23 protein-coding genes are annotated in these 25,240 nt (G+C 67.2%); 15 read left to right on the plus strand and 8 right to left on the minus strand.

Annotation, left to right across the window (positions count from 1 at the left end; translation table 11 throughout):
- Positions 1 to 580: 580 nt before the first annotated feature.
- Positions 581 to 1,312 carry a GNAT family N-acetyltransferase gene (locus tag ABZ552_RS13970; RefSeq protein WP_281873940.1) on the minus strand — a complete coding sequence of 244 codons (732 nt, stop codon included), beginning with the start codon at positions 1,310 to 1,312 and terminating at the stop codon, positions 581 to 583.
- A 157-nt stretch (positions 1,313 to 1,469) separates the two neighbouring features.
- On the opposite strand from ABZ552_RS13970, the gene ABZ552_RS13975 reads away from it, so the two are divergent.
- The 3 genes from ABZ552_RS13975 to ABZ552_RS13985 all read left to right on the plus strand — a co-directional run bounded on the left by ABZ552_RS13975 (position 1,470) and on the right by ABZ552_RS13985 (position 3,876).
- Positions 1,470 to 2,045 (plus strand): TetR/AcrR family transcriptional regulator, encoded by a 576-nt coding sequence (locus ABZ552_RS13975; protein ID WP_281873939.1) that lies wholly within the window; start codon positions 1,470 to 1,472, stop codon positions 2,043 to 2,045.
- A gap of 74 nt (positions 2,046 to 2,119) precedes the next feature.
- Positions 2,120 to 2,908 carry an oxidoreductase gene (locus ABZ552_RS13980; protein ID WP_281873938.1) on the plus strand — a complete coding sequence of 263 codons (789 nt, stop codon included), beginning with the start codon at positions 2,120 to 2,122 and terminating at the stop codon, positions 2,906 to 2,908.
- A gap of 143 nt (positions 2,909 to 3,051) precedes the next feature.
- Positions 3,052 to 3,876: an MBL fold metallo-hydrolase gene (locus ABZ552_RS13985; protein WP_281873937.1), complete on the plus strand. Its 825-nt coding sequence runs from the start codon at positions 3,052 to 3,054 to the stop codon at positions 3,874 to 3,876.
- Between the two features lie 48 nt (positions 3,877 to 3,924).
- Here ABZ552_RS13985 and ABZ552_RS13990 read toward each other — a convergent pair whose 3' ends face one another.
- Positions 3,925 to 4,956, minus strand: coding sequence for an amidohydrolase family protein (locus tag ABZ552_RS13990; RefSeq protein ID WP_281873936.1), 1,032 nt, complete (start codon positions 4,954 to 4,956; stop codon positions 3,925 to 3,927).
- A 176-nt stretch (positions 4,957 to 5,132) separates the two neighbouring features.
- Here ABZ552_RS13990 and ABZ552_RS13995 point away from each other — a divergent pair, with 176 nt between their 5' ends.
- Genes ABZ552_RS13995 through ABZ552_RS14005 form a run of 3 tightly spaced genes read left to right on the plus strand, consistent with a single transcriptional unit; the run spans position 5,133 to position 8,742 of the window.
- Positions 5,133 to 5,996 carry an alpha/beta fold hydrolase gene (locus ABZ552_RS13995; RefSeq protein WP_281873935.1) on the plus strand — a complete coding sequence of 288 codons (864 nt, stop codon included), beginning with the start codon at positions 5,133 to 5,135 and terminating at the stop codon, positions 5,994 to 5,996.
- Positions 5,996 to 7,003: a VOC family protein gene (locus tag ABZ552_RS14000; protein WP_281873934.1), complete on the plus strand. Its 1,008-nt coding sequence runs from the start codon at positions 5,996 to 5,998 to the stop codon at positions 7,001 to 7,003. Before ABZ552_RS13995 ends, ABZ552_RS14000 begins: the two co-directional genes overlap by 1 nt.
- Positions 7,000 to 8,742 (plus strand): bifunctional 3-(3-hydroxy-phenyl)propionate/3-hydroxycinnamic acid hydroxylase, encoded by a 1,743-nt coding sequence (locus ABZ552_RS14005; RefSeq protein ID WP_357437321.1) that lies wholly within the window; start codon positions 7,000 to 7,002, stop codon positions 8,740 to 8,742. Before ABZ552_RS14000 ends, ABZ552_RS14005 begins: the two co-directional genes overlap by 4 nt.
- A gap of 40 nt (positions 8,743 to 8,782) precedes the next feature.
- Here ABZ552_RS14005 and ABZ552_RS14010 read toward each other — a convergent pair whose 3' ends face one another.
- Positions 8,783 to 9,421: a TetR/AcrR family transcriptional regulator gene (locus ABZ552_RS14010; protein WP_281873932.1), complete on the minus strand. Its 639-nt coding sequence runs from the start codon at positions 9,419 to 9,421 to the stop codon at positions 8,783 to 8,785.
- 633 nt (positions 9,422 to 10,054) lie between these two features.
- Between ABZ552_RS14010 and ABZ552_RS14015 the strand changes: the two genes are divergently transcribed.
- Complete coding sequence (locus ABZ552_RS14015) at positions 10,055 to 10,966, plus strand: class I SAM-dependent methyltransferase (protein WP_281918905.1); 912 nt, start codon at positions 10,055 to 10,057, stop codon at positions 10,964 to 10,966.
- 45 nt (positions 10,967 to 11,011) lie between these two features.
- Here ABZ552_RS14015 and ABZ552_RS14020 read toward each other — a convergent pair whose 3' ends face one another.
- Together ABZ552_RS14020 and ABZ552_RS14025 are read right to left on the minus strand one after the other, a co-directional pair.
- Positions 11,012 to 12,262 (minus strand): alkane 1-monooxygenase, encoded by a 1,251-nt coding sequence (locus ABZ552_RS14020; protein ID WP_281918904.1) that lies wholly within the window; start codon positions 12,260 to 12,262, stop codon positions 11,012 to 11,014.
- Positions 12,263 to 12,819: 557 nt separating this feature from the next.
- The gene (locus tag ABZ552_RS14025) at positions 12,820 to 14,142 is read right to left on the minus strand and encodes a lipase family protein (protein ID WP_357437326.1); all 1,323 of its coding nucleotides are present in this window, start codon (positions 14,140 to 14,142) and stop codon (positions 12,820 to 12,822) included.
- A 169-nt stretch (positions 14,143 to 14,311) separates the two neighbouring features.
- On the opposite strand from ABZ552_RS14025, the gene ABZ552_RS14030 reads away from it, so the two are divergent.
- The 3 genes from ABZ552_RS14030 (at position 14,312) to ABZ552_RS14040 (ending at position 16,029) form a co-directional block, all read left to right on the plus strand.
- The gene (locus tag ABZ552_RS14030; RefSeq protein WP_357437329.1) at positions 14,312 to 14,851 is read left to right on the plus strand and encodes a TetR/AcrR family transcriptional regulator; all 540 of its coding nucleotides are present in this window, start codon (positions 14,312 to 14,314) and stop codon (positions 14,849 to 14,851) included.
- Positions 14,852 to 14,965: 114 nt separating this feature from the next.
- Entirely contained in the window at positions 14,966 to 15,622 is a 657-nt protein-coding gene (locus tag ABZ552_RS14035) for an SRPBCC family protein (protein WP_281873927.1), read from the plus strand.
- Complete coding sequence (locus ABZ552_RS14040) at positions 15,622 to 16,029, plus strand: metalloregulator ArsR/SmtB family transcription factor (protein WP_357437332.1); 408 nt, start codon at positions 15,622 to 15,624, stop codon at positions 16,027 to 16,029. The genes ABZ552_RS14035 and ABZ552_RS14040 overlap by 1 nt, the downstream gene beginning before the upstream one ends.
- Before the next feature lie 23 nt (positions 16,030 to 16,052).
- Here the strand turns inward: ABZ552_RS14040 and ABZ552_RS14045 are convergent, their stop codons facing one another.
- Positions 16,053 to 17,312, minus strand: coding sequence for a KasA/KasB family beta-ketoacyl-ACP synthase (locus tag ABZ552_RS14045; RefSeq protein ID WP_281873923.1), 1,260 nt, complete (start codon positions 17,310 to 17,312; stop codon positions 16,053 to 16,055).
- A gap of 106 nt (positions 17,313 to 17,418) precedes the next feature.
- Here ABZ552_RS14045 and ABZ552_RS14050 point away from each other — a divergent pair, with 106 nt between their 5' ends.
- A complete protein-coding gene (locus tag ABZ552_RS14050; RefSeq protein WP_281918901.1) occupies positions 17,419 to 18,369 on the plus strand; it encodes a helix-turn-helix domain-containing protein in 951 nt (316 codons plus the stop codon).
- A gap of 14 nt (positions 18,370 to 18,383) precedes the next feature.
- On the opposite strand, the gene ABZ552_RS14055 is transcribed toward ABZ552_RS14050, so the two are convergent.
- Together ABZ552_RS14055 and ABZ552_RS14060 are read right to left on the minus strand one after the other, a co-directional pair.
- A complete protein-coding gene (locus ABZ552_RS14055) occupies positions 18,384 to 19,088 on the minus strand; it encodes an HAD-IB family hydrolase (RefSeq protein ID WP_357437336.1) in 705 nt (234 codons plus the stop codon).
- Positions 19,085 to 20,335 (minus strand): cation:proton antiporter, encoded by a 1,251-nt coding sequence (locus ABZ552_RS14060; protein ID WP_357437339.1) that lies wholly within the window; start codon positions 20,333 to 20,335, stop codon positions 19,085 to 19,087. The genes ABZ552_RS14055 and ABZ552_RS14060 overlap by 4 nt, the downstream gene beginning before the upstream one ends.
- 325 nt (positions 20,336 to 20,660) lie before the next feature.
- On the opposite strand from ABZ552_RS14060, the gene ABZ552_RS14065 reads away from it, so the two are divergent.
- The 4 genes from ABZ552_RS14065 (at position 20,661) to ABZ552_RS14080 (ending at position 25,239) form a co-directional block, all read left to right on the plus strand.
- Positions 20,661 to 21,476, plus strand: coding sequence for an SDR family oxidoreductase (locus ABZ552_RS14065; protein WP_281873919.1), 816 nt, complete (start codon positions 20,661 to 20,663; stop codon positions 21,474 to 21,476).
- A gap of 11 nt (positions 21,477 to 21,487) precedes the next feature.
- On the plus strand, positions 21,488 to 22,666 hold the full coding sequence (locus tag ABZ552_RS14070) for an acyl-CoA dehydrogenase family protein (RefSeq protein ID WP_281918898.1): 1,179 nt from the start codon (positions 21,488 to 21,490) through the stop codon (positions 22,664 to 22,666).
- A 5-nt stretch (positions 22,667 to 22,671) separates the two neighbouring features.
- Positions 22,672 to 23,835 (plus strand): acyltransferase, encoded by a 1,164-nt coding sequence (locus ABZ552_RS14075; protein WP_281873917.1) that lies wholly within the window; start codon positions 22,672 to 22,674, stop codon positions 23,833 to 23,835.
- A 369-nt stretch (positions 23,836 to 24,204) separates the two neighbouring features.
- Positions 24,205 to 25,239 (plus strand): isocyanide synthase family protein, encoded by a 1,035-nt coding sequence (locus ABZ552_RS14080; protein ID WP_281873916.1) that lies wholly within the window; start codon positions 24,205 to 24,207, stop codon positions 25,237 to 25,239.
- Position 25,240 lies beyond the last annotated feature (1 nt).

Raw genomic sequence — 25,240 nt, forward strand, 5'->3', positions numbered from 1 at the left:
GGAAGGGGGAATAGTCACAACGGACTCCTGGAGGAGGAATGCGAGATCGACGGCAGACTCCGCACGGCTTCTCTGGCGTAGGCGGATCCGGCCGGCGTGGACAGCCGGTCGGCTACCGAAGGAATGCGTGTGCGAGAAGCCGCTGAGGCGCCGCGGGGGAGAATGGTCGCAGGCCTGCTGGGCGGGTCGTGTATCCCGACGATCCGTGTGCCCGGTGCCACCTCGACACGTCTGAACTCCCCTGCTTACGTCGCCGGCAATTGGCGCTGCGGCCGGACCCTGCCGTCATACCGACCGGTCTACCAAAAGTGTTCTACCGCAGCATAATTCGACTTACGTCGCGGAAGCATACCCAACTCTGTCTGGATCCGCAGCGCGAACTGTCCGAGACGGCAAACGTCGGTGGACCGGCGCGCAGTGCTTCAGCGCCGGTCGGTTGTCTGTCGAACTGATCGTCCGTCGGATATGCGCTGGATTCAGCGCATCTGTATCGAATTCGGCCACCGCGCTCTGTGGAACGCCCGTCCCGGGCCGTCGAAAAGGAGTGATCGAACTCTCAGTGGCAACCAGCCGGCACGCGTCAGCGCAGGGCACTGCCGAACGACGTCGGCGCCTGCACGACCGTCAATTTCGAGCGTCTGCGCAGCGTGAAGCCCAGCGTCTCGTACAGACCGATCGCTGTCGTATTGCGGGCCAGCGCGTGCAGGAACGGGGTCTCGCCGCGCGCGCGGATGCCTGCGCCGACCGCGCGGATCAGGCGGGTGGCGAACCCGCGGCCCCGGAATTCCGCGTCGGTGCACACGGCGCTGATCTCGGTCCAACCCGGCGGGTGCAGGCGCTCTCCGGCCATCGCGACCAGTCTGCCGCCGACCCGCAGGCCCAGATAGGTGCCCATTTCGATGGTCCGCGGCGCGTAGGGGCCCGGTTCGGTGCGGGCGATCAGTTCCAGGATCTCGGGCACATCGGCCGCGGTGAGAACTTCCAATTCCGGGTCCTGGGCGACGCGCAGCGCGGCGCCGTCCATTTGTACCGAGTCCATCTCCTCCAGCACTGTCCAGCCGTCCGGCGGCACGTGGCCGTGGCCGCGCAAGGCGGTACTGCCGCCCGGTCCGAGCAGTGTGGCCAAGTCGGCCCAGTCCTGCGCGTTCAGCACCGGCGGATGGCCTACGAACCTGGCGACCTGCGGGTCGTAACGGCCGATCCGTCCCACCCAGCCGGCGAACCGGCGGTGCGCGCCACGCAGCGACGCCCTGACCGGGTCGTCGAGCGGGTGTAGTGCGGTATCGGCGTCGATGGTCGACTCAGTGGTCACCGCGCGCTCCTCCGTAACAGCGTCCTGCCGGGAAGGTTAGCCGGGCGCATGACCGACGGGCATCGTTGCGCTCAGCGCGATCCGATAGCGCCACTGGCCACGGAAACGGCCACCGACTTTGTTGACCCAAAGGTCTAAAACCGTTACTGTTCCGGTCATGGGCAGGCCGCGCAACTTCGACCCCGACACGGTGGTGGAACGGGCCATGGAGGCGTTCTGGACCCATGGGTACGCCAACACCTCTCCCGCGCAGTTGGCCGATGCCACCGGTATCGGGAAGGGCAGTCTCTACCACGCTTTCGGCAGCAAGCGCGCGTTGTTCGACCGGGCTCTGGACCGCTACGACCGGCTGGGGGTCGAGCTGGCCGCCGACATCCTGACCCGCCCGGGCACCACCCGTGAGTGCGTGGCCGCCTTCCTGCGCGGAATGGTCGACGCCGATCTCGCGCAGCCGGTTCGGCGCGGCTGCCTGGCGGTGAACACGGCCATGGAATTGGCCGGGCACGATGCGGAGATCACCCGGGCGGTGCGCACCATGCAGGACCACGTGATGGCGGCGTTGGAGGCCCGAATCGACCAGGGGCGGCGCGACGGTGACGTGCGCGCGGACACCGACCCGCGGGAGATGGCCGAATTCCTGATGAACACCATCGTCGGCCTTCGCGTGATGGCGAAGACCTACGACGCGCCCACCTTGCATCGCATCATCGACACCGCTCTGACCGGCCTCTGAATTCCGCTTTCCACCGCCGCCGCGCTTGCTGCCCATATTTTTGACCTGTAGTTCAAGAAAAGAGAGGATCAATCATGGATCTCGAACTGTCCGGCAAGACCGCCGTCGTCACCGGCGCCAGTCGCGGCATCGGCCTGGCCGTCGCCGAAGCGTTGTCCGCCGAAGGTGTCCGAGTGGTCGGCGCCGCGCGCACCATCACCCCCGAACTCGAAAAATCCAGTGTCGCTGCGATTTCCGTCGATCTTGCCACCTCGGCGGGAGCGGCCCGGCTGATCGGCGCCGCACTGGACGAATTGGGCGGCATCGACATCCTCGTCAACAACGTCGGCGCCGTGAACGCCGCTCGTCTGGAATTGGGCGGCTTCCTCGACGTCGAGGACGAGCAATGGCGAGAACTCTTGGATCTGAATTTGTTCAGCGCCATCTGGATCACCCGCGCGGCCCTGCCCAGCCTGCTGGAGCGGCGCGGCTCGATCGTCACCGTCTCATCGATCAACAAGCATCTCCCGGCCGCTGGACCGGTCGGTTACAGCGAGGCCAAGGCCGCGTTGACCGCGCTCACCAAGCGGCTCAGCGAGGAGTACGGCCCGCGCGGGGTGCGGGTCAACACCGTCTCTCCCGGTGTGGTGGGCACGCCGATGTGGCGCGGACCGCACGGCGTCGGCGCCAAGTTCGCCGCGGCGCAGGGCGTTTCGCAGGAGGAATTGCTCGCGGCCGTCCCCGAGCAGTTCGGCATCGCGTCCGGCCGGATCAGCGAACCGGAGGAGGTCGCCGCCCTCGTCGCCTTCCTCGCGTCGCCGAAAGCCGCCAATATCGTCGGTGCGGACTACGTCATCGATGGCGGCACCTTGAAGATCGCCTGATATCGGTCGAGGAGGCGGCGAACGGCGCGCCGAACCTGTTCGCGCACTGCCGTTTCGGGTCACAAGCATGCTCGGCGTCTGTCGCGCGCGACGACACGGGCGAGTAGGGTGGCTGACCGGACGGCGCGGATAGGAGCGGACTGGTGCGTGTCCATCATTTGGATGCCGGGGGGACACGTCCTTTCGGAGGCCGTTTGTTCGACGGCCGGCCGGGGGTTCGGCGCAGGGCCGTCGGCGCGTGTCACTGCTTGTTGATCGAGCACTCCGCCGGATTGGCCCTGATCGACACCGGATACGGCGAACAGGCGCTGATCCGGCCGGAGGCCTGGGTCGGGCGGCAGCTCATCCGGCAATCTAACCCGGCCCTCGACCACCCGATCGCCCGGCAGATCGAGGCGCTGGGCTTCGCCCGCGACGACGTCCGGGACATCATCGTGACGCACCTCGATCTCGACCACGCGGGCGGCCTAGCCGATTTCCCCGCGGCCACCGTGCACGTCCACCGTGCGGAGTTGGACGCCGCCGAAGGGGCCTACGGCCGTCGTGAAGAATTCCGCTACCGCCGAGCGCAATTCGAGCACGGACCCAAGTGGTCGGTTTACGACGAATCCGACAGCAGTATGTCGAGCTGGTTCGATTTCCGGGCGGTCCGCGAACTGCGGGGCCTGCCTCCGGAAATACTCCTCGTTCCCCTGGCCGGACATACGCGCGGTCATGTCGGTGTCGCTGTCGACACGGGAAACGGTTGGTTGTTGCACGCCGGCGACGCCTACACCTATCACGGACAAATGTGTGCCGAGCCGTTCATGCCTTTGGGCACGCGAATTTTCCAGTGGTATGTGGACACCGAGCGGCAGTCTCGGATCGAGAATCAGCAGCGGCTGCGCGAACTCGTCCGTGACCACGGCGACGTGGTGACCGTGTTCTCCGCGCATTGTGCGACCGAATTCGAGCGGCTGAGCCTCTGACGCCGGACCGCCGATCCACCCGACGGTCGGACGATCCGACCCGCCGGTTCAGCGGCGGGCCATCGCCTTGGCCACACTCCGGAAGAGTTGGTGCCGCAAGGCCGCTCGCGCCCTGGTGAGCAGCGGTGGCTCCGGCGTCGGCGCGGCGTCGCCGAACTTCGGAAACAACGCTAGGGCATTGTCGCGCTGTATATTTCGCCGCGTGGTGTCGTCACATCCGGAAAAGGTGTCGAGCCCGGCGTTGAAATAATGGACCGCGGGCTCCGGGGCGAAGGGCCAGTCGCTGCCGTAGAGCACGTGCCCGGGTTCAGCGAACGCGAGCAGGCTCGGTAACGTCGCGGCGCCGGCTGACAACGCTGTGTCGAAATAGAATCCGGCGAAATCGTCGAGGATGTCCAACGGGCTGCGCCCGGTGTCGTTGACGATGGCCAGCGCCATGCGGTGCGCGGCGTACGGGACGAACCCACCGGCGTGACTCAGGATGAAACGGATGTTGGGATACCGGCGCCGGATGCCGTTGCGCACGAGGAGGAAGGCGGCCCGGGTGGTGTCGAGGAGGAAATCCGCGGCGAACGGCGGAACACCCGGCACGGCGGGCGCGGGCAGGTCGGCCGGATGGACGAACGCGACGGCCGCTCTCCGGTCCAGCACCTGGAAGAGGGCGTCCTGCCCTTCTTCGCCCAAATAGGTCCCCGCCGCGTTGCCGAGCAGCACGACACCGTCGGCGCCCAGGTCGTCGAGGGCGCGCTCGGCCTCGGTGGCGGCCGCGTCGACGTCCGGCATGGCGAGGGTGGCGAGGAAACCGAACCGGTCGGGGTCGGCGTGCGCCAGCGCGGCGGTGTCGTCGTTGAGCGCGCGGGCGAGCGCGGCCGCCTGGGCCGGATCGGCCAGGAAGGTGGTGCCGGGAGTCGACACCGACAGCACCGCCGCCGCGATCCCGGCTTGCGTCATCAACGCCCGCGCCCCTTCGGCGCTCCACTCGGGCAGCGCACGTCCACCGGGAGCGGTGAGACCGTGCTCCCGGAGCGCGTCGGCGTAGCTCGGAGGGATCAGGTGCTGATGCACATCGATGCGGTTCATTGAGCAGTCCTTTCTCCGGACGCGCCGGGTCCGATGGGTGCCCGAAGGGTCCGAACCCTCACTCTGGCGCACCCCGGAGCGTCACGCAACCGATTCTGATGATTTCATCATTTTTGCTTGACAGAGTATTTCCGCATAACTGATGATTGCATCAGATCAGTGAATCGGAGGCAGTGATGACAATCGACAACGCCGCCGAGACCGGGCGGACTGTCCGGGTCGGCGCTCGGGACATCTTCTACAGCGAGGCCGGCGCCGGCGATGCGGTGGTGCTCTTGCACGGGGGTGGGCCGGGCGCGAGCGGCATGTCGAACTACGCCCGCAATGTCGCGGCGTTGGCCCGGCGTTTCCGGGTGATCGTGCCGGATATGCCCGGCTACGGGCGTTCGACGAAACACATCGATCAGTCCGACCCGTTCGGTGACTTGGCCGCGGCTATCGGTGGCCTGCTGGACGCCCTCGGCATCGGCTCGGCACACCTGATCGGGAATTCCTACGGGGGAGCGGCGGCGCTGCGTTTGGCGATGGACCGGCCCGAGAAGGTACGCAAGCTGATCCTCATGGGCCCCGGTGGCGTGGGCACCACGCGCTCGTTGCCGACCAAGGGCCTGCAGTCGCTGCTGTCCTACTACGACGGCGATGGGCCCAGCCGCGCCAAACTGGCCGAGTTCGTCCGCGAATACCTGGTCTACGATGCAGGCGACGTCGGCGAAGACGTCATCGACGAGCGTTACCGAGCCAGTCTCGATCCGGACGTGGTGGCCGACCCGCCCTTGCGGCGTCCCTCGGGCCCGTCGGCATTGCGGACGCTGTGGCGGATGGATTTCACCCGCGACCCCCGGCTGTCGCGAGTGCAGCATCCGACCCTGGTGATCTGGGGCGCCGAAGACAAGGTGAACCGGCCCGCGGGCGGGCGCATGCTCGCCGAGCGGATGCCGCACTGCGATCTGTACCTGGCGGCCGAGACCGGCCATTGGGTGCAGTGGGAGCGCGCGGAGCTGTTCAACGAGTTGGCCGGCGCGTTCCTGGGAGCGGTCTGATGCGCTCGGGCTCGGTGTTCGGTGCGGTGCACCTGGGCTACGTGGTGGTGCACTCCCAGCGGCAGGCCGACTGGCGCCGGTTCGGCGCGTCGGCGATCGGGATGCACGTCGACGAACTCGACACCGACGTGCTGCGCTTCCGATTGGACGACCACGCTTGCCGTTTCCTCATCCGGCGCGGCCCGGCCGAGGACGTCACCGCGCTGGGCTGGCAGGTCGACGACCACGAGACCTTCGAACGCATCCTCGCGCGGGTCAGCGACCGCGGCGTGCCGATCGAGGAAGGCACCGCCGAGCAGGCGGCCGCACGCGGCGTGCAGCGGCTGTGGCGCTTCCCGGGCCCCAAAGGCATCGCCACCGAAATCTTCGCCACCCCGGTGACGACTCCGGAGCCGCTGGAGATGATCGGTTCCGGCTGGGTCACGGGGGAGGCGGGGATGGGTCACGTGGCGATCGTTTCCCGCCAACCGGAGTCGATGCGCAGCTACTACGACACGGTGTTCGACGCGCGGTTGACCGACTACATCGATGAGAACGTCTCCGGCCTGAAGATGAAGATCCGGTTTCTCAGGGTGAACGAGCGCCATCACTCGATCGCGATCGCGAACCTGCGCGGGGTGAAGATCGATCCGCTGCGCACGCGCGTGCAGCACATCAACATCCAGTCCGCGAGCCTGGACGACATGCTGGCCGCGTACGGGCGGGTCACCGATCTGGGTTTCCGTATGGCGTGGTCGGTCGGCCAGCACACCAACGATCGTGAGCTGTCGTTCTATTGCGTGACGCCGTCGGGCTTCGAGCTGGAGGTCGGCTGGAATCCGGTGGTGATCGGTCCGGAACTGGAATCGACCTGGGAACCGAGCACCTATCACGGCATCAGCGTCTGGGGCCACACGACGGTGGGGGAGACGGTGCTGGACAAGTTCGCCCAATTCCGGCACGCCCTGCGGACCGTGCGCACACCGGAACCCACTGTTCCCCAACTGGCGGGAGGACCATCGCGATGAGCGTTTTCGATGTGGATGTCGTAGTGGTCGGCCTCGGCCCGACCGGGTTGACCTTGGCCAACCTGCTGGGACGGCGTGGGGTGCGGGTGCTGGCGCTGGAACGCGAACCGGAGTACTACGGGCTGGCTCGTGCGGTCTACACCGACGACGAAGGTATGCGAATCTTCCAGACCGCGGGCGCCGCGGACGAATTGGCGGCGGACATGAACATCGATTCGACCGTGCAGTGGGTGCGCGCGGACGGCTCGGTGCTGGCGCAGTTCCATCAGACCGATCGGCCGCTGGGCTGGCCGGTGGTCAATTTCCTGTACCAGCCGTATCTGGAGAACACCCTGGAACGGGCGCTCGGCCGCTATCCGCACGTCACGGTGCGGCGCGGCCGCGCGGTCGTCGATTTCGAGCAGGACGCCGACGGCGTGAGCGTCGAGCACGTCGAATGCCGGGGCACCGGATACGGCAAGCATCCGGCGGACACCGATCCGCGCACTGCCGAACGGGTGCGGGCCGAGTTCCTGGTCGGCTGCGACGGCGGGCGCAGTGTGGTGCGCACCAAGCTCGGTATCGAGATGTCCGGCACCAGTTTTCCGGAACGGTGGCTGGTGGTCGATCTGCGCGCCCGCGACGGTGTCGATGCCTTCCGGCATCTGCCGTACTTCGACTTCGTGTGCGATCCCGAACTGCCGATCGTGTCCTGCCCGCAGCCGGATCGGCATCACCGCTTCGAGTTCATGCTGTCGCCGTCGCAGACGAAGGAGGAGATGGAGGACCCGGACACGGTGCGCCGCTACATCGCCCGGTTCGTCGATCCGGACGAAGTGGAGGTGCTGCGCAAGCTGGTCTACACCTTCAACGCGGTCGTCGCCGACCGCTGGCGCGACCGGCGAATCCTCGTCGCGGGCGACGCCGCGCACATGACCCCGCAGTTCATCGGGCAGGGCATGAACTCCGGGGTGCGCGACGCGGACAACCTGTCCTGGAAGCTGGCCGCGATCCTGGAACACGGTGCGGCGCTGGAGATCCTGGACAGCTACGAGTCGGAACGACGGCCGCACGCCAAGGCGATGATCGATCTGTCCGTGCTGAACAAGAAGCTCGTCTCGATCGACAACAAGATGATCGCGGCGGGCAGGGACGTCGGTCTCACCACCGCCTTGCGGGTGCCCGGGCTCGGCGGCTGGATCCGCGGCGCGAAGATGAAACCGCGGCCGCGTTTCCGCTGCGGCGCATACCTCGGTCTACCCCGGCGCCGCCTGCGCGGTGTGGAAGGAACGTTGGCCCCGCAGCCGGACGTCCGCGACTACGACGGACGCCATCGGCGCCTGGACGACGTATTGGGGGTCGGGTTCGCGGTGCTGGGTTATGGGACCGATCCCCGCCGGGTTCTGGGGCCGGAGGATTCGGCGGTGCTGAGTTGTCTCGGCGCCGCTTTCGTAACCGTGTACCCGATCGGCGGACGCCCGCAGGGCAAACCGGGCGACGGACGTGACGACGTCATCGATGTCGAAGACCACACCGGCACGCTGACCCGATGGTTCGCCAAGGCGGGACTGCGCACCGGCGGCGTGGTCGTCCTGCGCCCCGACCGGTTCGTCTTCGGTGTCGCCGCCCCCGGTCGCGGCGGGCCGTTGGTCGCCGAATTGCGCCGGCAACTGGGCATATCCGCACTTCCAGGACGGCTCACGGTCGACCAGCCGGTCACCGGCGCCGACGGAACGCCGCAATACGAGGAGACTCGATGACCACCGGCGTGATCGGGGTAACGCCGCGCGCCGAACGCCTTCACAACGGCGGCTGGGGAGGAAGCGGCGCGGACACCAACTTGCGGGCCGAGCGTTTCGGCATCCCGAACATGCGCAGGACGTGGAAGGTCATCTCGTCCGACAGCGCCCCGGCATCGGCGTCGGGGCGCTGCTCGAGCAGCTGTAACAACCCCAGCAGCGCGCCGCCCGCGGCCATCACCGCCATCTCCGGATCCATCTCCTCGAACCGGCCCGCATCTTGGGCGGCGAGGATGTCGCGGCGCGCTCGAGGGGCCAGACCCTCGTCACGGGAGAGCACCGACATGCCCGAATGCAGGATGACCCGCACCATCTCGGGCACCTGCCGCTGCAACCGGCCGGTCATCCGGAAACTCACCGCGAACACCTCGGCCGGATCGTCGTAGAGCCGGACGATCTCGTCGCGCATCTGGGCGTAGACCTCCAGCGCCGAGCTCACCGCCTCGTCGAACAGCTGCTCTTTGGTCTGGAAGTGGTTGTAGAACGAGCCGAAACCGACGTCGGCGGCGTCGGTGATCTCTTGGATGCTCACCGCCGACCTGCCTTCCGACAGGAACTTCCGTGCGGCCGCCAGCAGCGCGTTGCGGGTGCGTTCCCGGCGTCGATCGGTCCGAGTACGTACTACCGGCTCCGCAGTCATCGACCTCTCCCACCTTCCCCATCGGTACGGGAATCATACCTGATCAAATGATCAGATCAGGAGTGGTCGTGCGCACGCCCCGACGTTCAGGGCGCCGCTTGTGATCGGGTGCCGAGCACCTGCCGAAAGGTCCCGCCCGCGAGCCGTGACAACGTCGTCACGGCGGCGTGCCGCACTCCGCGCCGAGTGGTGACCGATCCGTCCGAGGCCGGGCGGCAGGTGCTGGATGCGATATGAGGCAAATGTAGCTATCCGAGGGCATCCTGACCCGAGTAGTGCGCTACCTGACCTGTGCTGCCTTCCGCGCCCCGAGCGCACTTGCCCACGCGGGTACGCGCGGTCCTATGGCGGGGGCGAGGCCCGAGATCGCCCAGCGGTCGGGTGGCATGGTGGCGCCGTGTGTTTGCTGATCTGGCCGGTTACGAGAACAGGTTCTCGGGTGTCGAGGTAGCGTGAAGGAGTGCCGGCCGAGGTCCGGACACGTCGGCGACGTTGCTGTCGGCGCGGGAGACCTCGTCGGCAGCGAGTGGTCGGTGCGTCTACGGACATCGTGGTCGCATCCGGCTGGAAGCCGTCACGGCCCGGCGGCTCCCGCTGAACAGCAGTGCTGGTTTGCGAGAAAGTTCCGCCGTCATGAGTGTTCAAGCCCCTCTCTACCGCGAAGTCCTCTGCCGGGAAGAGCTGCCGGACGAGTTCTTCGGACTGTTCCTCGACCCGACCCGGACCTACAGTTGCGCGCTGTGGACCCACTCCGACGACACCCTGGAAAAAGCCCAGATGGCGAAGATCGATCTCGCCTTGGCCAAATGCGATCTGCAGCCGGGGATGACCTTGCTGGACGTCGGCTGCGGATGGGGTTCGACCATGCTGCGCGCCATGGACACCTACGGGGTGAACACGATCGGGTTGACCCGAAGCCGTAATCAGTACCGTTACGTGCGGGACATGCTCGTCGACCGGCTGATCCGTGGGCGCCCGTACGGCGGGGTGCGCGTGCAGGGCTGGGAGGACTTCGACCGGCGCGCCGACCGGATCGTGTGCATCGGAGCGCTGGAACACCTGCCGGTGGACCGCTACGGGGAGTTCTTCGATTTCGCCTACCGGATCATGCCCGCGGACGGGGTGCTGCTGCTGCAGACCGTGGTGAGTCACAGCCGCGACCATCTGCGGGCGCACGGAGGCCGGATCACCAGCGACGATTTCGCGTTCTTGCGGTTCCTGCGCGAGACCATCTTCCCCGGTGGCCAGCTTCCGCTACCGACCGGCCACCACCCCAAAGGGATCACCGAATACGCGGAGGACGCCGGATTCACCGTCGCCGACGTGCAGGCACTGGGTCCGCACTACACCACCACCCTGGACCGCTGGGCCGACGCCCTGCGTGAGCACCGGGATCAGGCGGTCCGGCTCGCCGGGCAGGACACCTACAACGCCTACCTGCGGTATCTGACCGGGTCCGCGGAGTACTTCCGCCGTGGACACACCGACGTCATGCAGTTCACCTGCCGCAAACCCGATGCTCGGCACCGATCCGCGCTGTTGTGAGCCCCGAGGTTCGGCTGCGGAGGGCTTGCTCCGCAGGCGGTGGCGTCACCGATTCGCCTCGGTTGGGAACCAGTCCTCGTCGGTGTCGGTGGACGGGTTCGAGCTGTGGGCGCGCGGGCTCGCATCCGTCGGCGCTTCCGCACGCGGACGCCGGATCGGCAGGACGAGCCTGCGCCTGTGGGGCTTGGTGTTGACCAGCGTGAGGTCGCCGTTGTAGTGGTCCAGGACGCGGTGGTCCATGACCGCGCGCCACAGCGGCGGGATCGCGGCGAGCACGACCATGGTGGCGTAGCCCGCAGGTAGCTGGGGCGCCACGTCGCAGCTACGGAGGGTTTGGTAACGGCGACCGGGATTGGCGTGGTGGTCGCTGTGGCGTTGCAGGTGGAACAGGAAGATGTTGGTGACCAAGCGGTCGCTGTTCCAGCTGTCGCGCGGCGAGCAGCGGGCGTACCGGCCGTCCGGGCGCCGGGTGCGCAGCAGTCCGTAGTGCTCGACGTAGTTGACGGTCTCGAGTAGCCCCGCGCCGATGACCGCCTGAATGGCGAGATACGGGATCGTGCCGGGGCCGAAAACCGCGATCAGGGTGGTGAACAGCGCCGCGCTCATCGCCCACGCTTGCAGGAGATGATTGCTGGGGCTGAGCCAGCGTTTGCCGTTGCGCGCCAGCCGCTTGCGCTCCAGGTCGAGAGCGGAGCGGAATCCCCCCGTTATCGTGCGCGGCAGGAATTGCCACAGCGATTCGCCGAAGCGGGCGCTGGCCGGGTCCTCGGGCGTGGCGACGCGGACGTGATGGCCGCGATTGTGCTCCACGAAGAAGTGCCCGTACCCGGACTGCGCGAGCGCGATCTTGGCCAGCCACCGCTCGAGACGTTCGGAGCGGTGGCCGAGTTCGTGGGCCGCGTTGATGCCGATCCCCGAGACGAAGCCGAGGGTGACGGCCAAGCCGAGCTTGTCGGCCAGGCTCAGCTCATGGCTGGCCCACAAGTAGCAGGCGATGAGCAGGCCGATGAACTGCAGCGGCAGGAAGAGAAAGGTGCACCACCGGTAGTAACGGTCGTTGGACAACGCCTCGTAGTCTTCGTCGCGAGGGTTGCTTCCGTCGTCGCCGATGGTCCAATCCAGCAGCGGGATGATCACCAGCACGATGATCGGCCCGATCCACCAGAACACCTCCAGCCCGGTGTGTACCACCAGCTGAGAGGGAAGAAGCGCGCAACCCGGGGCGATCAGACCCAGAACCCACAGATAGCGTTTGGGGTCGCGGGCTTGCGTGTGCTCGAAGATCGTCATAGTCATCTCGCCGATCCGTGAGGACAACACTCAACCGACAGTTCCGACTGCGGAGAACACCTACACCGTGCACGCGATTCAAGAATAGCTAGAAGTTCGCTGGCTGGTGGCGATCCGTCGAAACCGTCGGCTGAGCGGGCAGTGCGCGCCGGTCCGCGCCGCCATGTCGGGGACGAGTCGATCCGGGCCGGATCTCCGAGAGTCACCGCTGTGCGCCCCCGAGCGGCTCAGGCCGGTGGGGATGAGCCAACTCCGACATTCGAACCTTTCTGTACCGAAATCGATCTAGCTGACGAACGGTGGAACAGCGACACGGCTGACTCAGTGCACATCATCCGCCGACTCCGGCGGGCGTATGAACGATTGCGGGTGAAGCTACTCGCCGCCTGGGGATTCGCGCGTCCCGGGCAGCAAGTCGGCCGCGGCTCGGTCGTGGGACCGAACCGCGGCCGACCACTGTGCGAGGAGATCACGGCGCTACGGGTGGAACCGCTGCGCGAGGCGCTGCGCCGAGACTCCGATCGAGATACCGACGGTATCCGACTGTTCGGTGTTTCCGCAAATCAGGGCAGTGCCCCGCAATTGGACGGTGCCGGCTGGTCGGCGAGCCGCTGTGTCATCCAGTCCTGTGATGCCACCAGGGACGGGAAGAACGCCAGCACGTGGGTGGCCCGCAACCCGCTGATGACGCTGGGAAGTTCGCCGTTCGCGTTCAATTGGACCGGCGCGCCGCCGCCGCACCATCCGGCAGCCAGTTCACGGACGGGCACGTAGGGCGCACCCTCGTCGATCGGGCTCGAGGCGATGAGGACGGGCACCCGCGGGGTGAGCGTTCCGACGCGCTGATCGTTGAACGCCGCCTTCAGGACCGGGGACTGATCGATCACCGCGGTGAGCGGCTGCCCGCTGGTGGTCCACTGCGAGGTGTTCGGGAACTGCTGGGCCAGTCCGAGCGGTACGGCGCACTTGTCCGCCGACTCGCGCAGGATCGCCTTACCGGTGTCGTTGAGTTCGGCGTCGAGCACCGGTCGGGTTTCGGGATAGTTCGCGGCGATGCCGTTGAGAATCCACGCGAAGGCGGGTCCGAGCGGAGCCCGGCCGTCGTTGAATCCGATGAAGTATTCGTCGTCCACGACCGGTCCGCCGGCGTAGGCGCCCCGCACGTTCAACTCGGGGGCGTAGCTCGGCTGCAGTTCGGCCGCGCCGGCGGAGGCCATGCCACCCTGGGAGTACCCGTACAGGATGACGGGCGAGCCGGGATGGAGGCTGGTGCCGGGCAATTGCAGCGCCGCACGCGCCGCGTCGAGCAGTGCGTACGCCTGTGATTTCCGGTTGAGATAGTCGTGCACCGCCGGTGTGCCCAGACCGTGGTAATCGGTCACCATCACCGCCATGCCCCGGGCCAGCAGTGTGTACAGCGCCAGCACGTCGTATTCGACGATGACGTCGAACGGGGGCTGGTATTGGATGAATTGCGCGAGCAGTTTCGAGGGCGCGCACTGATCGCCCTGCCCCTTCGTGCCGACCGCGTACGCGATCAGCGGGCGGTCGCCCGGACCGGTCCATGGCTGAGCCGGCTCCAGATAGGTGCCCACCACCGCCGCCCGCTCGCCGTGGGTATCACTGCTGGCATACATGATCCGCGTCGACGTCGCGGGGATCTGCCCCGGTTGTCCGGGGACCGAAATCGCCAGGCGCGACGCTTCGGCGCGGATGATGGAGCCCGGCGCGCCCGCCGGTGACGCGGGCGGAATGTAGAAATCGTCGCCGGCCACGGTCTCCGCGGCCGGTTCCGTCCATGCTTGCGGGGCGGCGATCGCCCCGCCCCCGACCACGAGGAAAGTTCCCGTCAAAGCTGTGGCCAATCTGAGTATTCGGCTCCTCACGATGCGATCCTTCCTGCGATTGGGATACCCAGGGCATCTAGAATCGGATACTGAGAGTATCTGTAAGGGGTAGAGATTGTCCGGGAATAGCGATGAGTGTCGGCCGCTTCGGGGGACAGGGCGTTCGCGGCCGACACGAGCGCAAAGTCAAGCGCGGACGCGCACCGTATTGATCGCGACCGCCAAACGGCTTTTTCTGACGGACGGCTATCAGGCGACGACTCTGGAGAAGGTCGCGAAAGCGGCCGGTTTCACCAAAGGGGCGGTGTATTCGAACTTCCGCACCAAAGACGAGTTGTGTCTGGCCGTGCTCGACGAAATCCATGGCGAGCGGGCGGCGGAAGTCGCCGCGATCATCGCCGCGCCTACGGCCGCCGAGCGGCTCGAGCGGATGACGGAATGGGCCGAACGGGTGGTCGGTGATCCCGACTGGACGCGATTGGAACTGGAGTTCGGCGTCCAGGCGCGGCGCGACGAACACCTCCGCGCCGAACTCGCGACCCGGCTCGGCAACATCACGGGCATGGTCGGGGCGGCGTTGACGGCGACCGGCGATCACCCCGCGCCGATGCCGCAGGCGGAAGCCGCTGTCGCGGTGCTGGCGCTCGGCGTCGGGCTGGGCTTGTTCCGATCCATCGACCCCGGCATCCCGGTCGCGGGCATGATCTCCGCGCTGCGCGCCATCGCGGGGGTGTCCCCGAGCGGCTGATCGGCCGGCAGTTCGTCGGATCCATGGCCCGCACGCCGCGGCCGGATGCGGTCGGGTGCTTGCGCGCTCGCTGTCGCTCGCTAATATAAGTTAAAACTTATCAAGGAGGAGCTCATGCCGTTGTTGTCCGATCCCGCCGCCGTCGCCGGGCTCGTCACCCGTGAAGTCCGCACCGGATCGCGCGACGGCGCGCCGACCCGGATCGCCGTCGCCCGCCGCCGTTACCCGACCGATCAGGCGGATCTGTGGGACGCGCTCACCGATATCGACCGGATCCCGCGCTGGTTCCTGCCCGTCAGCGGTGACCTGCGGGTCGGCGGCCGCTATCAGCTCGAGGGCAATGCCAACGGTGTCGTCGAACACTGCGATGCGCCGGAACGGTTCGCCGTGACATGGGAGATGGGTCCGCAGATCTCATGGGTGACGGTCACCCTCACGCCGATCGAGGACGGCACCGAGCTGGAGCTGCGGCACGAGGCCCCGGTCGCTCCGGAGTTCTGGGACCAGTACGGACCCGGCGCGGTCGGCGTCGGGTGGGATCTCGCTCTGGTGGGCCTCGGGCTGCATCTTTCGAGCGGAGCGCCGGTGGACGCGGCCGAGGCCCTTGCCTTCCCGACGACCCCCGAGGGCGTGACGTTCGTCCGGACGGCGGCGCTGGGCTGGGCGGAGGCTGCCGTCGGCGACGGTGACGAACCGGCCGCGGCGAACGCGGCGGCGCTGCGGACCGTCGACTTCTACACGGTCGTTCCCGAGGACGGCACCGAGTCCTGATGGATCGGGCTCCCGCACAGATCTTCGAGGCGCTCGGCGACCCGGTCCGCCGGTTCATCCTCGAATTGGTGGCGACCGAGGAACAGCCCGCGGGCGCGGTGGTCGCCGCCGTGCAACAGCACACGCGGATCTCGCAGCCCGGCGTCTCCCAGCACCTCAAGGTGCTCCGCGACGCCGGGCTGGTGCTCGTCCGCGCCGAGGGCACGCGACGGTGGTACGCCCTCGACCCCTCGGGCCTCGACGCCGCCCGAGCCTGGCTGACCGAGCTGGCGGACCCGTTGCACCGGTTCGCGCAACCGCTCGACGCGCTGGCGACGGAGATCGCGCGCGGAAAGCGCGCCCGTCGAAGCGCCGGAAGCGATCGAACCGGCGAAGAGGAGTCCGGCCGCCGCGCCCGCCACGCGTGACCCTGCGGGTGACGGCTCTCCGGTCAGCAGCGGCCGAAGACGACCGCCGCGTTGTGGCCGCCGAAACCGTACGAGTTGTTCAGCGCGTACTCGATATTCTGGGTGCGCGCGCTGCCGTGGACGATGTCGAGCTCGATCTCCGGGTCCTGGTTGTCCAGGTTCAGCGTGGGCGGCACCACTCCGTCCCGGATGCTGAGCACGGTCAAGGCGGCTTCGACCGCGCCGACCGCGCCGACCGAGTGACCCAACGCGGACTTGGGCGCGTAGACCGAGGCGTGATCGCCCACCGCCGCGCGGATGCCCTTGGCTTCCGCCAGGTCGCCGAACGGGGTGGCCGTGGCGTGGGCATTGACGTGGTCGATGTCGGTGGGGCTCACGCCCGCCGTTTCGATCGCGCGGCGCATCGCCCGGATGTTGCCCGCGCCCTCCGGATGCGGGAGGACCATGTGGTAGCCGTCGGCGGTCAGGCCCGCGCCCATCAGTCGTGCCAGCGGCTTGGCCCCGCGCGCCCGTGCGTGGTCCTCCGACTCCAGCACGAACAGCGCGGCGGCTTCGCCGAACACGAAACCGTCGCGGTCCCGGTCGAACGGGCGGGAGGCGCGCTCGGGCTCGTCGATCCGGGTGCTCAACGCCCGCATCATCGAGAATCCGGCCACGGCCAGCGGGTTGATCCGGCCTTCCACGCCGCCCGCGACGATGATGTCGGCCTCGCCCAGGATGATCGAACGCCACGCGTGCACCAGCGCCTCGCATCCCGACGCGCACGCGGAGACGGGGGTGATCACGCTGGCGCGCGCGCCGAGTTCCAACCCGACCACCGCGGCGGCGCCGTTGGGCATGGCCATCGGCACCGCGAAGGGGGACACCTTGCGGTAGCCCGCGTTCTGCATCTGGTCGTTGGACTCGATGATCGTGTCGGCGCCGCCGAGGCCGGTGCCGATGCAGACGCCGAGCCGATCGAGATCGACCTCGGGGCGGCCCGCGGTGTCCCAGATCCGGTTGCCCATGACATAGGCGATCTGCTGGACGTAGGACATGCGACGCTTCTGGACTCGGCTGAGTTCGTCGGTCGGATCGAGCTTGAACTGGCCGCCGATATCGACGGGGACTTGGAAGCGCTCGAAGTCGGGGTCCTGCACCTTGGCGATCCCGGTCTCCCCGGCGAGCAGTCCTTTCCATGTCGCATCGGTGTCGGCGCCGACAGCGGTCGACATCTCCACGGCGGTCACGACCACACCCCGGAACCCTCCGTTGCTGGTGGAGAAGTCCGTCAAATCGGACATCAAACCCCTTCTTTCGGCTTGTCGGCTCGGATGCTCCAGCGAGGCTATGTGCGCGCCGGAAGGCCGGGGTAGTAGCCCGAGTGCCGATCACCGCTACGATCGGGCCATGCAATCGGATGGGGGCGCGCGCCGAGTGACCGTGGTCATCCCCGACGAAGTGGTCGTTCTGGATGCCGCGATCCCGATCGACGTGTTCGGCTCCGACCCCCACTACCGGCTGGAGGTGTGCGCGGTCTCGCCGACGGCGCCGACGTCGGTGCCGGGGTTGTCCTGTGTGGCGGTGGCCGGGCTGGAGGCTCTGCGGCACGCGGAAACGGTGGTGGTGCCCGGTTACGCCTCCTACGCGACGCCGCCGCCGGAACCGGTGCTCCGCGCGCTTCGCGACGCCCACGGCCGAGGCGCGCGCATGCTGTCGATCTGCACCGGCGCGTTCGCGCTGGCCGCCGCGGGGCTGCTGGCCCACCGGCCCGCGACGACGCACTGGCGGGCCGCGGCGTTGCTGCAGAGCCGGTATCCCGACGTCGAGGTCCATGCCGATCGTCTGTTCGTGGACGACGGCGACGTGCTGACCTCCGCCGGCGTGACCAGCGGGATCGACCTGTGCCTGCACGTGGTGCGCAAGGACATCGGTGCGGCCGCCGCCAACGAACGTGCCCGCGACCTGGTGGCGCCACCGGTCCGCGAGGGCGGTCAAGCCCAGTACACCCGGCAGTTCCCCAAGCAGACCTCCGCGGGTGTGCTCTCCGAGACACGCGCGTGGATCCTCGCGAACCTCGACCGCAGGCATTCGCTCGAGGACCTGGCGAGGCGGTCGAATCTCTCGCGCCGCAGTTTCATCCGCCGATTCCGGGAAGAGACCGGAACCTCCACGCACGTCTGGATCACCAGTGCGCGCCTGAACCAGGCGCGAGAGCTGCTGGAGACGACCGAGCTGCCCATCGACCAGATCGGTTACCGCGTCGGCCTGGGCAACCCGGCCAATACCCGGGCGGTGTTCAAGCGCCATCTCGGTGTCAGTCCGGGGCAGTATCGGCGCACGTTCACGATCCGCGACTGACGGGTGCCCCCGGTCTAGCCGGGCAGCCGCCGCGCCGGATAGCCGCGCAGCCGCGGATCGGCGTCGCCGACGACGACGGGATGGCCGACCAGCTCGAACATCGCGATGTCGGAGTGGTGGTCGCCGAACGCCGCGCAAGACGACAGATCGATGACCGCCTCCTCGGCGTACCGGAGCAAGGCCGCGGATTTGTCGGCGCCGACCATCGTCGCGAGGACCTCGCCGGTGTACTGCCCTGCCGTCGTCGCCAAGGTCGTACACAGCACCGACGTCGCGCCGACTGCCTCGGCGATCGGGCGCAGCGCCGGGGTGAACGAGCCCGACACCAGGACGATCCGGCTCCCGGAGCGGGACAACACCTCCAGCCGCTGTCGCACCGCGATATTGAAGAACGCCGGGTCCGCGGCGCGGGACGCGAACCATGCACGGCCGACGCGCCGGATCTCGGCGACCTCGCGGCCGGCCCAGTGCCGATAGAACCACCGATGGGATTCGCCGCGGCTCATTCCCGCCGCCCGCAGCGCCCGGAACTCCTCGATCACGGCGTCGGCCACGGCGCCGCGCCCGCGTTGCCGCGCGTCGAAGGAGAACAAGGACAAGAAGGTGACATCACGCACCAACGTTTCGTCGACATCGACGAAAGCGGCTGGCACAGCGCAGCTCTCGGATCCCAGCGGCGCACCTGCCCCCGTGGTTTCCGGAATGCCCCGTTGGGTCATGGGGCCGTGACCTCGGTGTGCACGGCGGAATCGGTGCGCGGCCCTTTCGCCCCGGTTACCCGGTCGCCGTCGGGCAGGACGCGCGGGACACCGAAGAGTTTCAGCAGCGGCGCCGTCATCGCGGTGGTGATCAACGCCATCATGACCAGCAGCGAGTACAGCCGCTGGTCGATAACGCCGATCGTCAGTCCGATGTTGAGGATGACCAGTTCGGTCAAGCCTCGGGTGTTCATCAGCGCGGCGAGTGCCGCGGACTCGGTCCGGTCGGTGCGGCTGAGGCGAGCCGCCAGGTAGGTGCCGCCGAGTTTGCCCGCGAGTGCGGCGCCCATGATCGCGGCGAACTCGGCGATACTGGCGCGGTCGAGTCCGCCCAGGTTCACCTGGAGGCCGGCCACGACGAAAAACGCGGGCAGGAAGATGCTGCTGAGCAGTTGGGCGCCGCTGTCGACGGCCGCGCGCAGTCGTCGGGGGAAGACGACGCCGAACAGGAACGCGCCGAAGATCAGATGCAACCCGATCCATTCGGTGGCGGCTCCGAGCAGTAGAGCGCCGGAGACGCCGATGAAGACCATATTGGCGGTGTTCTTCTCGGATCCGGTGCCCGCGAGGCGGTCCAGGGCGGGACGTACCGCCCACCACATCATCATGACCAGCGGAACGAACAGCAGCAATCGCCAGTGGTGGCCGAGGCCGGGTCGGGCGATGCCGATGACCACCGCCAGGACACACCAGGCGAGGATGTCGTCGAGTGCGGCGCAGGTCATGGCGGACTGGCCGAGTCGGGTGCCGAGCAATTTGCGGTCGTGCAGGATGCGCGCCAGCACCGGGAACGCGGTGACGGCGAGCGCGCAACCGATGAAGAGCGCGAAGCTGAGCTGGTTGCCGCCGTCGTGCCGGGCCAGCGCCCACAGCGCGATGACCGAACCGAGCGCGAACGGCGTGAGATAGGCCGACAGCGCGATCGCCGTGACCGACCGCCGCCGCCCGGCGACCGACCGGAGATCCATCTCGAGTCCGGCCGAGAACATGAAGATCATCACGCCGACGTTCGCGAACGCCGTGAGATACGAACGCGTGTCGTGCGGGAAGATCGTCTCCGACAGATGGACTCCGAGGACCGTGGGGCCCGCGAGTATGCCTGCCACGATCTCGCCGATCACCGGGGGCTGGCCCACCCTCGCGGCGAGCCAGCCCAGCAGGCGCGCGGCGGCCACGATCAGGACGAGATCCAGAAGCAAGAAGATCATTTGGTCGCTCGGCAAGGCCTCGACTCCGTTCGACATCGAGGACATCGCGGAAGCGGATTCGACACGGGCACGGGACATCCGCCTACCGCATCGATCGCAGCGCGGAACCCCCGAAACATGGACTGTCTGTTCTGCGACGATATCGCACCCGACCGGCCGGCGAGAGCGGACAGTGAGCTACGCCACCCTCACCGTGACCGCGCGCCTGCTGGCGCAAAGGAGTGCATCTCTGTCGCGGATCGTACTGGCTGGTCGCTCTTTTCGGCGGGAATACTTCCATCCATGGCTTGTGCCGGTCGGAGGGCGCAGCCGAGGGGAGTCGACGTTGTTCGAAGGTAAGACAGTACTCATAACCGGTGCGGCGACCATCATCGGCGCTGAAGTAGCCCGGGTATTCGCCGAATATTCCGCGAATGTCGTCCTGGGAGACATCGATACGGACGGGGGAGAGGAGGCGGCCGCGGCGATCGGCGACCGAGCCGTCTTCGTCCCCCTCGACCTGCGCAGCGACCCGTCGGTCAGGTCGTTCGTCGCAGCCGCGATCGACCGGCACGGACGGATCGACACGCTGGTCAACATCGCGTGCGTTTACGGTGACGACGGTCCCGGCACGGACGCGCGGGCCGAGTGGCTCGAGGTCCTGAACACCAACGTCGCCGGTACGGCGATGTTGTGCGCGGAGGCGCGCAGCGCCTTGCGCGACACGTCCGGGTCCATCGTCACCTTCACCTCGCCCAGCGGACGCGTCGCTCAGGCCGGGCGGATTCGATATCCGGTCAGCAAGGCCGCCCTGCTGCAACTGACCCGCAGTCTCGCATTGGAATACGCGGCCGACGGGATCCGGGTGAACAGTGTCTCGCCGGGCTGGACCTGGTCTCGCGTGATGAACGAGATCACCGAGGGGGACCGGGCCCGCACCGACGCGGTGGCGTCCCGGTTCCACATGCTGGGCCGGGCGGGCGACGCGCGCGAGATCGGCGAGGTGGCCGCCTTCCTCGCTTCGCCCAAGGCGAGTTTCGTGACCGGCGCCGAGTGGACCGTGGACGGCGGCTACTCGGCTCTCGGGCCCGAGCAGACCACTTCGGCGATCGAGCTTCTGCTGCGTGAGCGGCCGCCATCGCACGCACCTTCTCTGGCTTAGGAGTTCGGACAATGACTGCAGCAACAATCTCGGCGACATCCCTGCTGACCGCAGTGCGTTCGCTGACCCCCGACCTGGCGGCGCGTCGCAGCGAGATCGATGCCGAGCGCAAGCTCCCGATGGACATCGTCGAACGGCTCCGCGACATCGGCGTCTACCGCATGTGTTTCAGCGCGGAGATCGGCGGTCCCGGCTTGACTTCGCTCGAGCAATTGGAAGTCGTCGAGGCACTGTCCTACGGCGACACCGCCACCGGCTGGTGCGCCATGATCGGCGCCGCCACCGGCATCTACGCCGGATATCTCGACGAGCGGGCCGTCGCGGAGCTGATGCCGACGCAGGATCTGATCACCGCGGGACTGATCTTTCCGGCCGGCCGCGCCGAACGGGTGGCAGGCGGTTACCGGTTGACGGGACGGTGGAAGTTCGGCAGTGCGATCACGCACGCCGATCTGGTCATCGGCGGCGCTTTCGTGACCTCGGGCGGCCGCATGGAGGAGACCGCAGAGGGCGGGCCGCTCGTCCGGCTCTTCTTCATGCGCCGTGATCAGGTGGCCGTATTCGACACCTGGGATACAACGGGCCTGCGCGGTAGCGGCAGTAACGATTACGCCGTCGAGGATCTGTTCGTTCCCGAACACCATTCCTTCGCGTTCAGCGAACGCAAGAGCTGTCGCGGGAGGCTCTCCGAGCCGGAGGCTCTGGCCCGGATCATGCCGGGTGTGCCGCTGGGAACCGCCCGTGCGGCGCTGGACTACGTGCGCGGCCTCGCGGACGGGAAGATCGTGACCGCGACCCGACAGAAGTGGGCCGACAACTATCGTGCCCAGTACCTGCTCGGCGAGTGCGAGATGGAGTACATCGTCGCGCGCGGCGCCGTCGTGAACACGGTGGCGGAACTGTGGGACGCGCTGGACGGCAAGCGTTTCGCCGACCTGCCCACCGACCTGCGGATCGCGACCGCGCTGGCCAGAACGAACGCCTTCCGTGCCGCGCAACGGATCGTCACCCGGCTGTGCGAACTCGTCGGCACCGATTCGATCTACCGGCCCAATCCGCTCGACATCTGGTTGCGTGACACGAACACCATGGCACGGCACATCATCGCGCACGACCAGGTGATCCAGTCCACCGGAGCCTTCGTCCTGGGCGGCAGGCCGGAATTCCCCTTCGTCGTGGGTCTGGGTTGATCGCGATGGACATCGACAACCGCAAGCGGCTGCCGTCGTTGACCGGGCTGCGGTTCTTCGCGGCGTTCTCGGTCTTCGTCTTCCACGTGATGCTGCCCAACTCGCCGATACCGCCCTACAAGCCGGTGAATCTCTTCGCCGACCCGGATATCGCGTACGACGCGGCGTGGGTGGTCGGCAAGGCCGGTTTCCTGGGGGTCTCGTTCTTCTTCATCCTGAGCGGCTTCGTGTTGACCTGGTCGTGGAAACCGGGATCGAGCAAGCTGCAGTTCATCCGGCGGCGCGTGGTCAAGATATTTCCCAACCACCTGACGCTCTGGGTGGCGTCGATGGTGCTGTTCGCGGCGGCGATCACGCCGTGGAAGGCATGGCTGCCGAATTTCTTCCTGCTGCATGCCTGGTTCCCGCAGAACTATATCAATGCGGGTGTCAACACGCCGTCGTGGACATTGTCGTGCGAGTTGCTCTTCTACGTTCTGTTTCCGTTCCTGATTCCGCTGGTGCTACGTATCGACGGAAAGTATCTGTGGTACGGAGCCGCGGCGATGGTGGTCGGCATGGGCGTGATCGTACTGCTGACCGTATTCGTCATCCCGGGTTCCGAGAAATCGGAACTCACGCCCATACCGGTGCTGCAGCTATGGTTCGGATATCTCTTTCCGCCGACGCGTCTCTTCGAATTCTTTCTCGGCGTGTTCATGGCGAGAATAGTGGCGGAGGGCCGGTGGATACGGATTCCGTTGTGGGCGGCCGTGGCCGCGGTCGGCGCGGGATACGTGGTGGCGACGTACACGCCGTTCTACATCGGCTTCATCCTGGCAACCGCTGTTCCGCTCGCGCTGCTGATCGCGTCGGCGGCACAGTCGGACCTCGACGGTACCTCGAAATTCCTGTCCAGCCGGCTCTCCGTGCGGCTCGGCGAGATCTCGTTCGCCTTCTACATCTGTCAGGGCGTGACGCTGTTCTACGTCCGCCGGTTGATGAACGCCGCCACGTTCGGTGCTCCGGTCGCGGTGCTGTTGATTGTCGGCCTGTTCTGCCTGAATATTTTCGCCGCATGGTTGTTGTTCACCTTCGTGGAATCTCCGGCAATGCGCCGCTTTGCCCGGCCGAAACGACCTGCGGTCGCCGGAGAAAGGATGGCAGGCCAGACGCTCCGGAGTACATGATCGGCGGAGATCGAAATGCCTGTTCGGAGGCCCGTGGCGTTGCCACGGGCCTCCGATTCATTTGTATCCCCATGCCTGGCAATATGGTTGCCCTACCGTCCGGGCAGCGGTATCCTGATGGTGTTATAAACCACAGTTTAGATTGTGAATACGGGGGTTGTTTCATCGAATGGGCCACGTGATTCGGATTCGGCTGTGAGCATCGGGGCTCGCCGATCCTGGATATCGGATGAAATCCGGGATCCGAATCCGTGTCCTACTACGACGTTCTGATCGCAGGCAGCTACCGACGGCTCTTTTCGCGCTGATGGCGGAATTGTCACCGTGCGGTCCGTTGCGTGCGCTCGTTTGTGTGTCCGGAAGGTAGTAATGAGCACGACTGTCGACAACGGCTCCGAGCGCGTCCAGGAGCTCGGACGACCACGACTACACCACAGACCCGGCGACGACGTCGGATCCGTTGCTACGCAGATACTGCGCATCGTCTTCGCGCGCCGGCGCAGCGCGGAATCGAAGTCCCTGTGCGACCTGGCCCCGTGTGCGGACTGTTTCGCACCGCACCTGGGCAAGGTGATCCGATACCTCGAGGCCGGCGTGCCGGTCCACTTCATCATCCCCGCGTTCCCGGCGAAGTCGCGAAACCGCCGGAAGACGCTGGGGCGCTTGCCCGATAGGGCGGAGACCCTGGCGATCGAGTCACTGCAAGGGTTCTGCGATCAGATCTCGGCCGTCTACCGGCCGGGCGCCATCGTCACGATCTGCTCCGACGGCCACGTCTTCAGTGACGCATTGGGGATTCCGGACGGTCACGTCGACGACTACGGCGACGAACTGCGCCGCATCATCCGGTCGACCGGCGGGGGTTCCATCGGTCTGTACGGCCTGCGCGACGCCATGCCGGAGATGACCTGGGACGAACGCAGGCAGCGGTTGCTGAAGGAGTACTCCGACGGCATCGACGTGCTGCGTGAGGCGGTCCGGACCGATCCGGCGGCCCGGCGGATGTTCAACGGGATCCATCGCTTCATGGTCGAGGACAACGCCGTGCTGCTGCCCGAGTTGTCCGCCACGCAGCGGCGGAACCGATCGAAGGAGACGGCTTACGAGGTGGTGCAACGCAGTCAAGCGTGGAGCAGCCTGATGGCGGAGATCTTCACGGACGCGGTCCGGCTGTCGATCCATCCGCAGGCGAACCACTCCGAGAAGATCGGCTTCCATCTGCTGCGCACCCAGGACAGCTGGCTGACGCCGTGGCACGGCGTGGTGCTCGACGACGGAGCGAATTACACGCTGGTCAAGCGGATGCATGCCGAGGAACTGGGGGCGCGTGTGGTGTGGCGCAACAGCCGTCCCAGTCATTTCGTCCTCGGACGGATGCCCGAGACCGAAGCACAGCGAGGGTGAG

The sequence above is a fragment of the Nocardia sp. NPDC019219 genome, assembly GCF_040632645.1.
Taxonomy (GTDB): domain Bacteria; phylum Actinomycetota; class Actinomycetes; order Mycobacteriales; family Mycobacteriaceae; genus Nocardia; species Nocardia sputorum.

Excerpts from the sequence above, each read along its gene's own strand:
- ABZ552_RS13975 (WP_281873939.1), top strand. The coding sequence starts at position 1,470 with ATGGGCAGGCCGCGCAACTTCGACCCCGACACGGTGGTGGAACGGGCC.
- ABZ552_RS13980 (WP_281873938.1), top strand. The coding sequence starts at position 2,120 with ATGGATCTCGAACTGTCCGGCAAGACCGCCGTCGTCACCGGCGCCAGT.
- ABZ552_RS13990 (WP_281873936.1), bottom strand. The coding sequence starts at position 4,956 with ATGAACCGCATCGATGTGCATCAGCACCTGATCCCTCCGAGCTACGCC.
- ABZ552_RS13995 (WP_281873935.1), top strand. The coding sequence starts at position 5,133 with ATGACAATCGACAACGCCGCCGAGACCGGGCGGACTGTCCGGGTCGGC.
- ABZ552_RS14000 (WP_281873934.1), top strand. The coding sequence starts at position 5,996 with ATGCGCTCGGGCTCGGTGTTCGGTGCGGTGCACCTGGGCTACGTGGTG.
- ABZ552_RS14005 (WP_357437321.1), top strand. The coding sequence starts at position 7,000 with ATGAGCGTTTTCGATGTGGATGTCGTAGTGGTCGGCCTCGGCCCGACC.
- ABZ552_RS14010 (WP_281873932.1), bottom strand. The coding sequence starts at position 9,421 with ATGACTGCGGAGCCGGTAGTACGTACTCGGACCGATCGACGCCGGGAA.
- ABZ552_RS14015 (WP_281918905.1), top strand. The coding sequence starts at position 10,055 with ATGAGTGTTCAAGCCCCTCTCTACCGCGAAGTCCTCTGCCGGGAAGAG.
- ABZ552_RS14020 (WP_281918904.1), bottom strand. The coding sequence starts at position 12,262 with ATGACTATGACGATCTTCGAGCACACGCAAGCCCGCGACCCCAAACGC.
- ABZ552_RS14035 (WP_281873927.1), top strand. The coding sequence starts at position 14,966 with ATGCCGTTGTTGTCCGATCCCGCCGCCGTCGCCGGGCTCGTCACCCGT.
- ABZ552_RS14040 (WP_357437332.1), top strand. The coding sequence starts at position 15,622 with ATGGATCGGGCTCCCGCACAGATCTTCGAGGCGCTCGGCGACCCGGTC.
- ABZ552_RS14045 (WP_281873923.1), bottom strand. The coding sequence starts at position 17,312 with ATGTCCGATTTGACGGACTTCTCCACCAGCAACGGAGGGTTCCGGGGT.
- ABZ552_RS14050 (WP_281918901.1), top strand. The coding sequence starts at position 17,419 with ATGCAATCGGATGGGGGCGCGCGCCGAGTGACCGTGGTCATCCCCGAC.
- ABZ552_RS14055 (WP_357437336.1), bottom strand. The coding sequence starts at position 19,088 with ATGACCCAACGGGGCATTCCGGAAACCACGGGGGCAGGTGCGCCGCTG.
- ABZ552_RS14060 (WP_357437339.1), bottom strand. The coding sequence starts at position 20,335 with ATGATCTTCTTGCTTCTGGATCTCGTCCTGATCGTGGCCGCCGCGCGC.
- ABZ552_RS14070 (WP_281918898.1), top strand. The coding sequence starts at position 21,488 with ATGACTGCAGCAACAATCTCGGCGACATCCCTGCTGACCGCAGTGCGT.
- ABZ552_RS14075 (WP_281873917.1), top strand. The coding sequence starts at position 22,672 with ATGGACATCGACAACCGCAAGCGGCTGCCGTCGTTGACCGGGCTGCGG.
- ABZ552_RS14080 (WP_281873916.1), top strand. The coding sequence starts at position 24,205 with ATGAGCACGACTGTCGACAACGGCTCCGAGCGCGTCCAGGAGCTCGGA.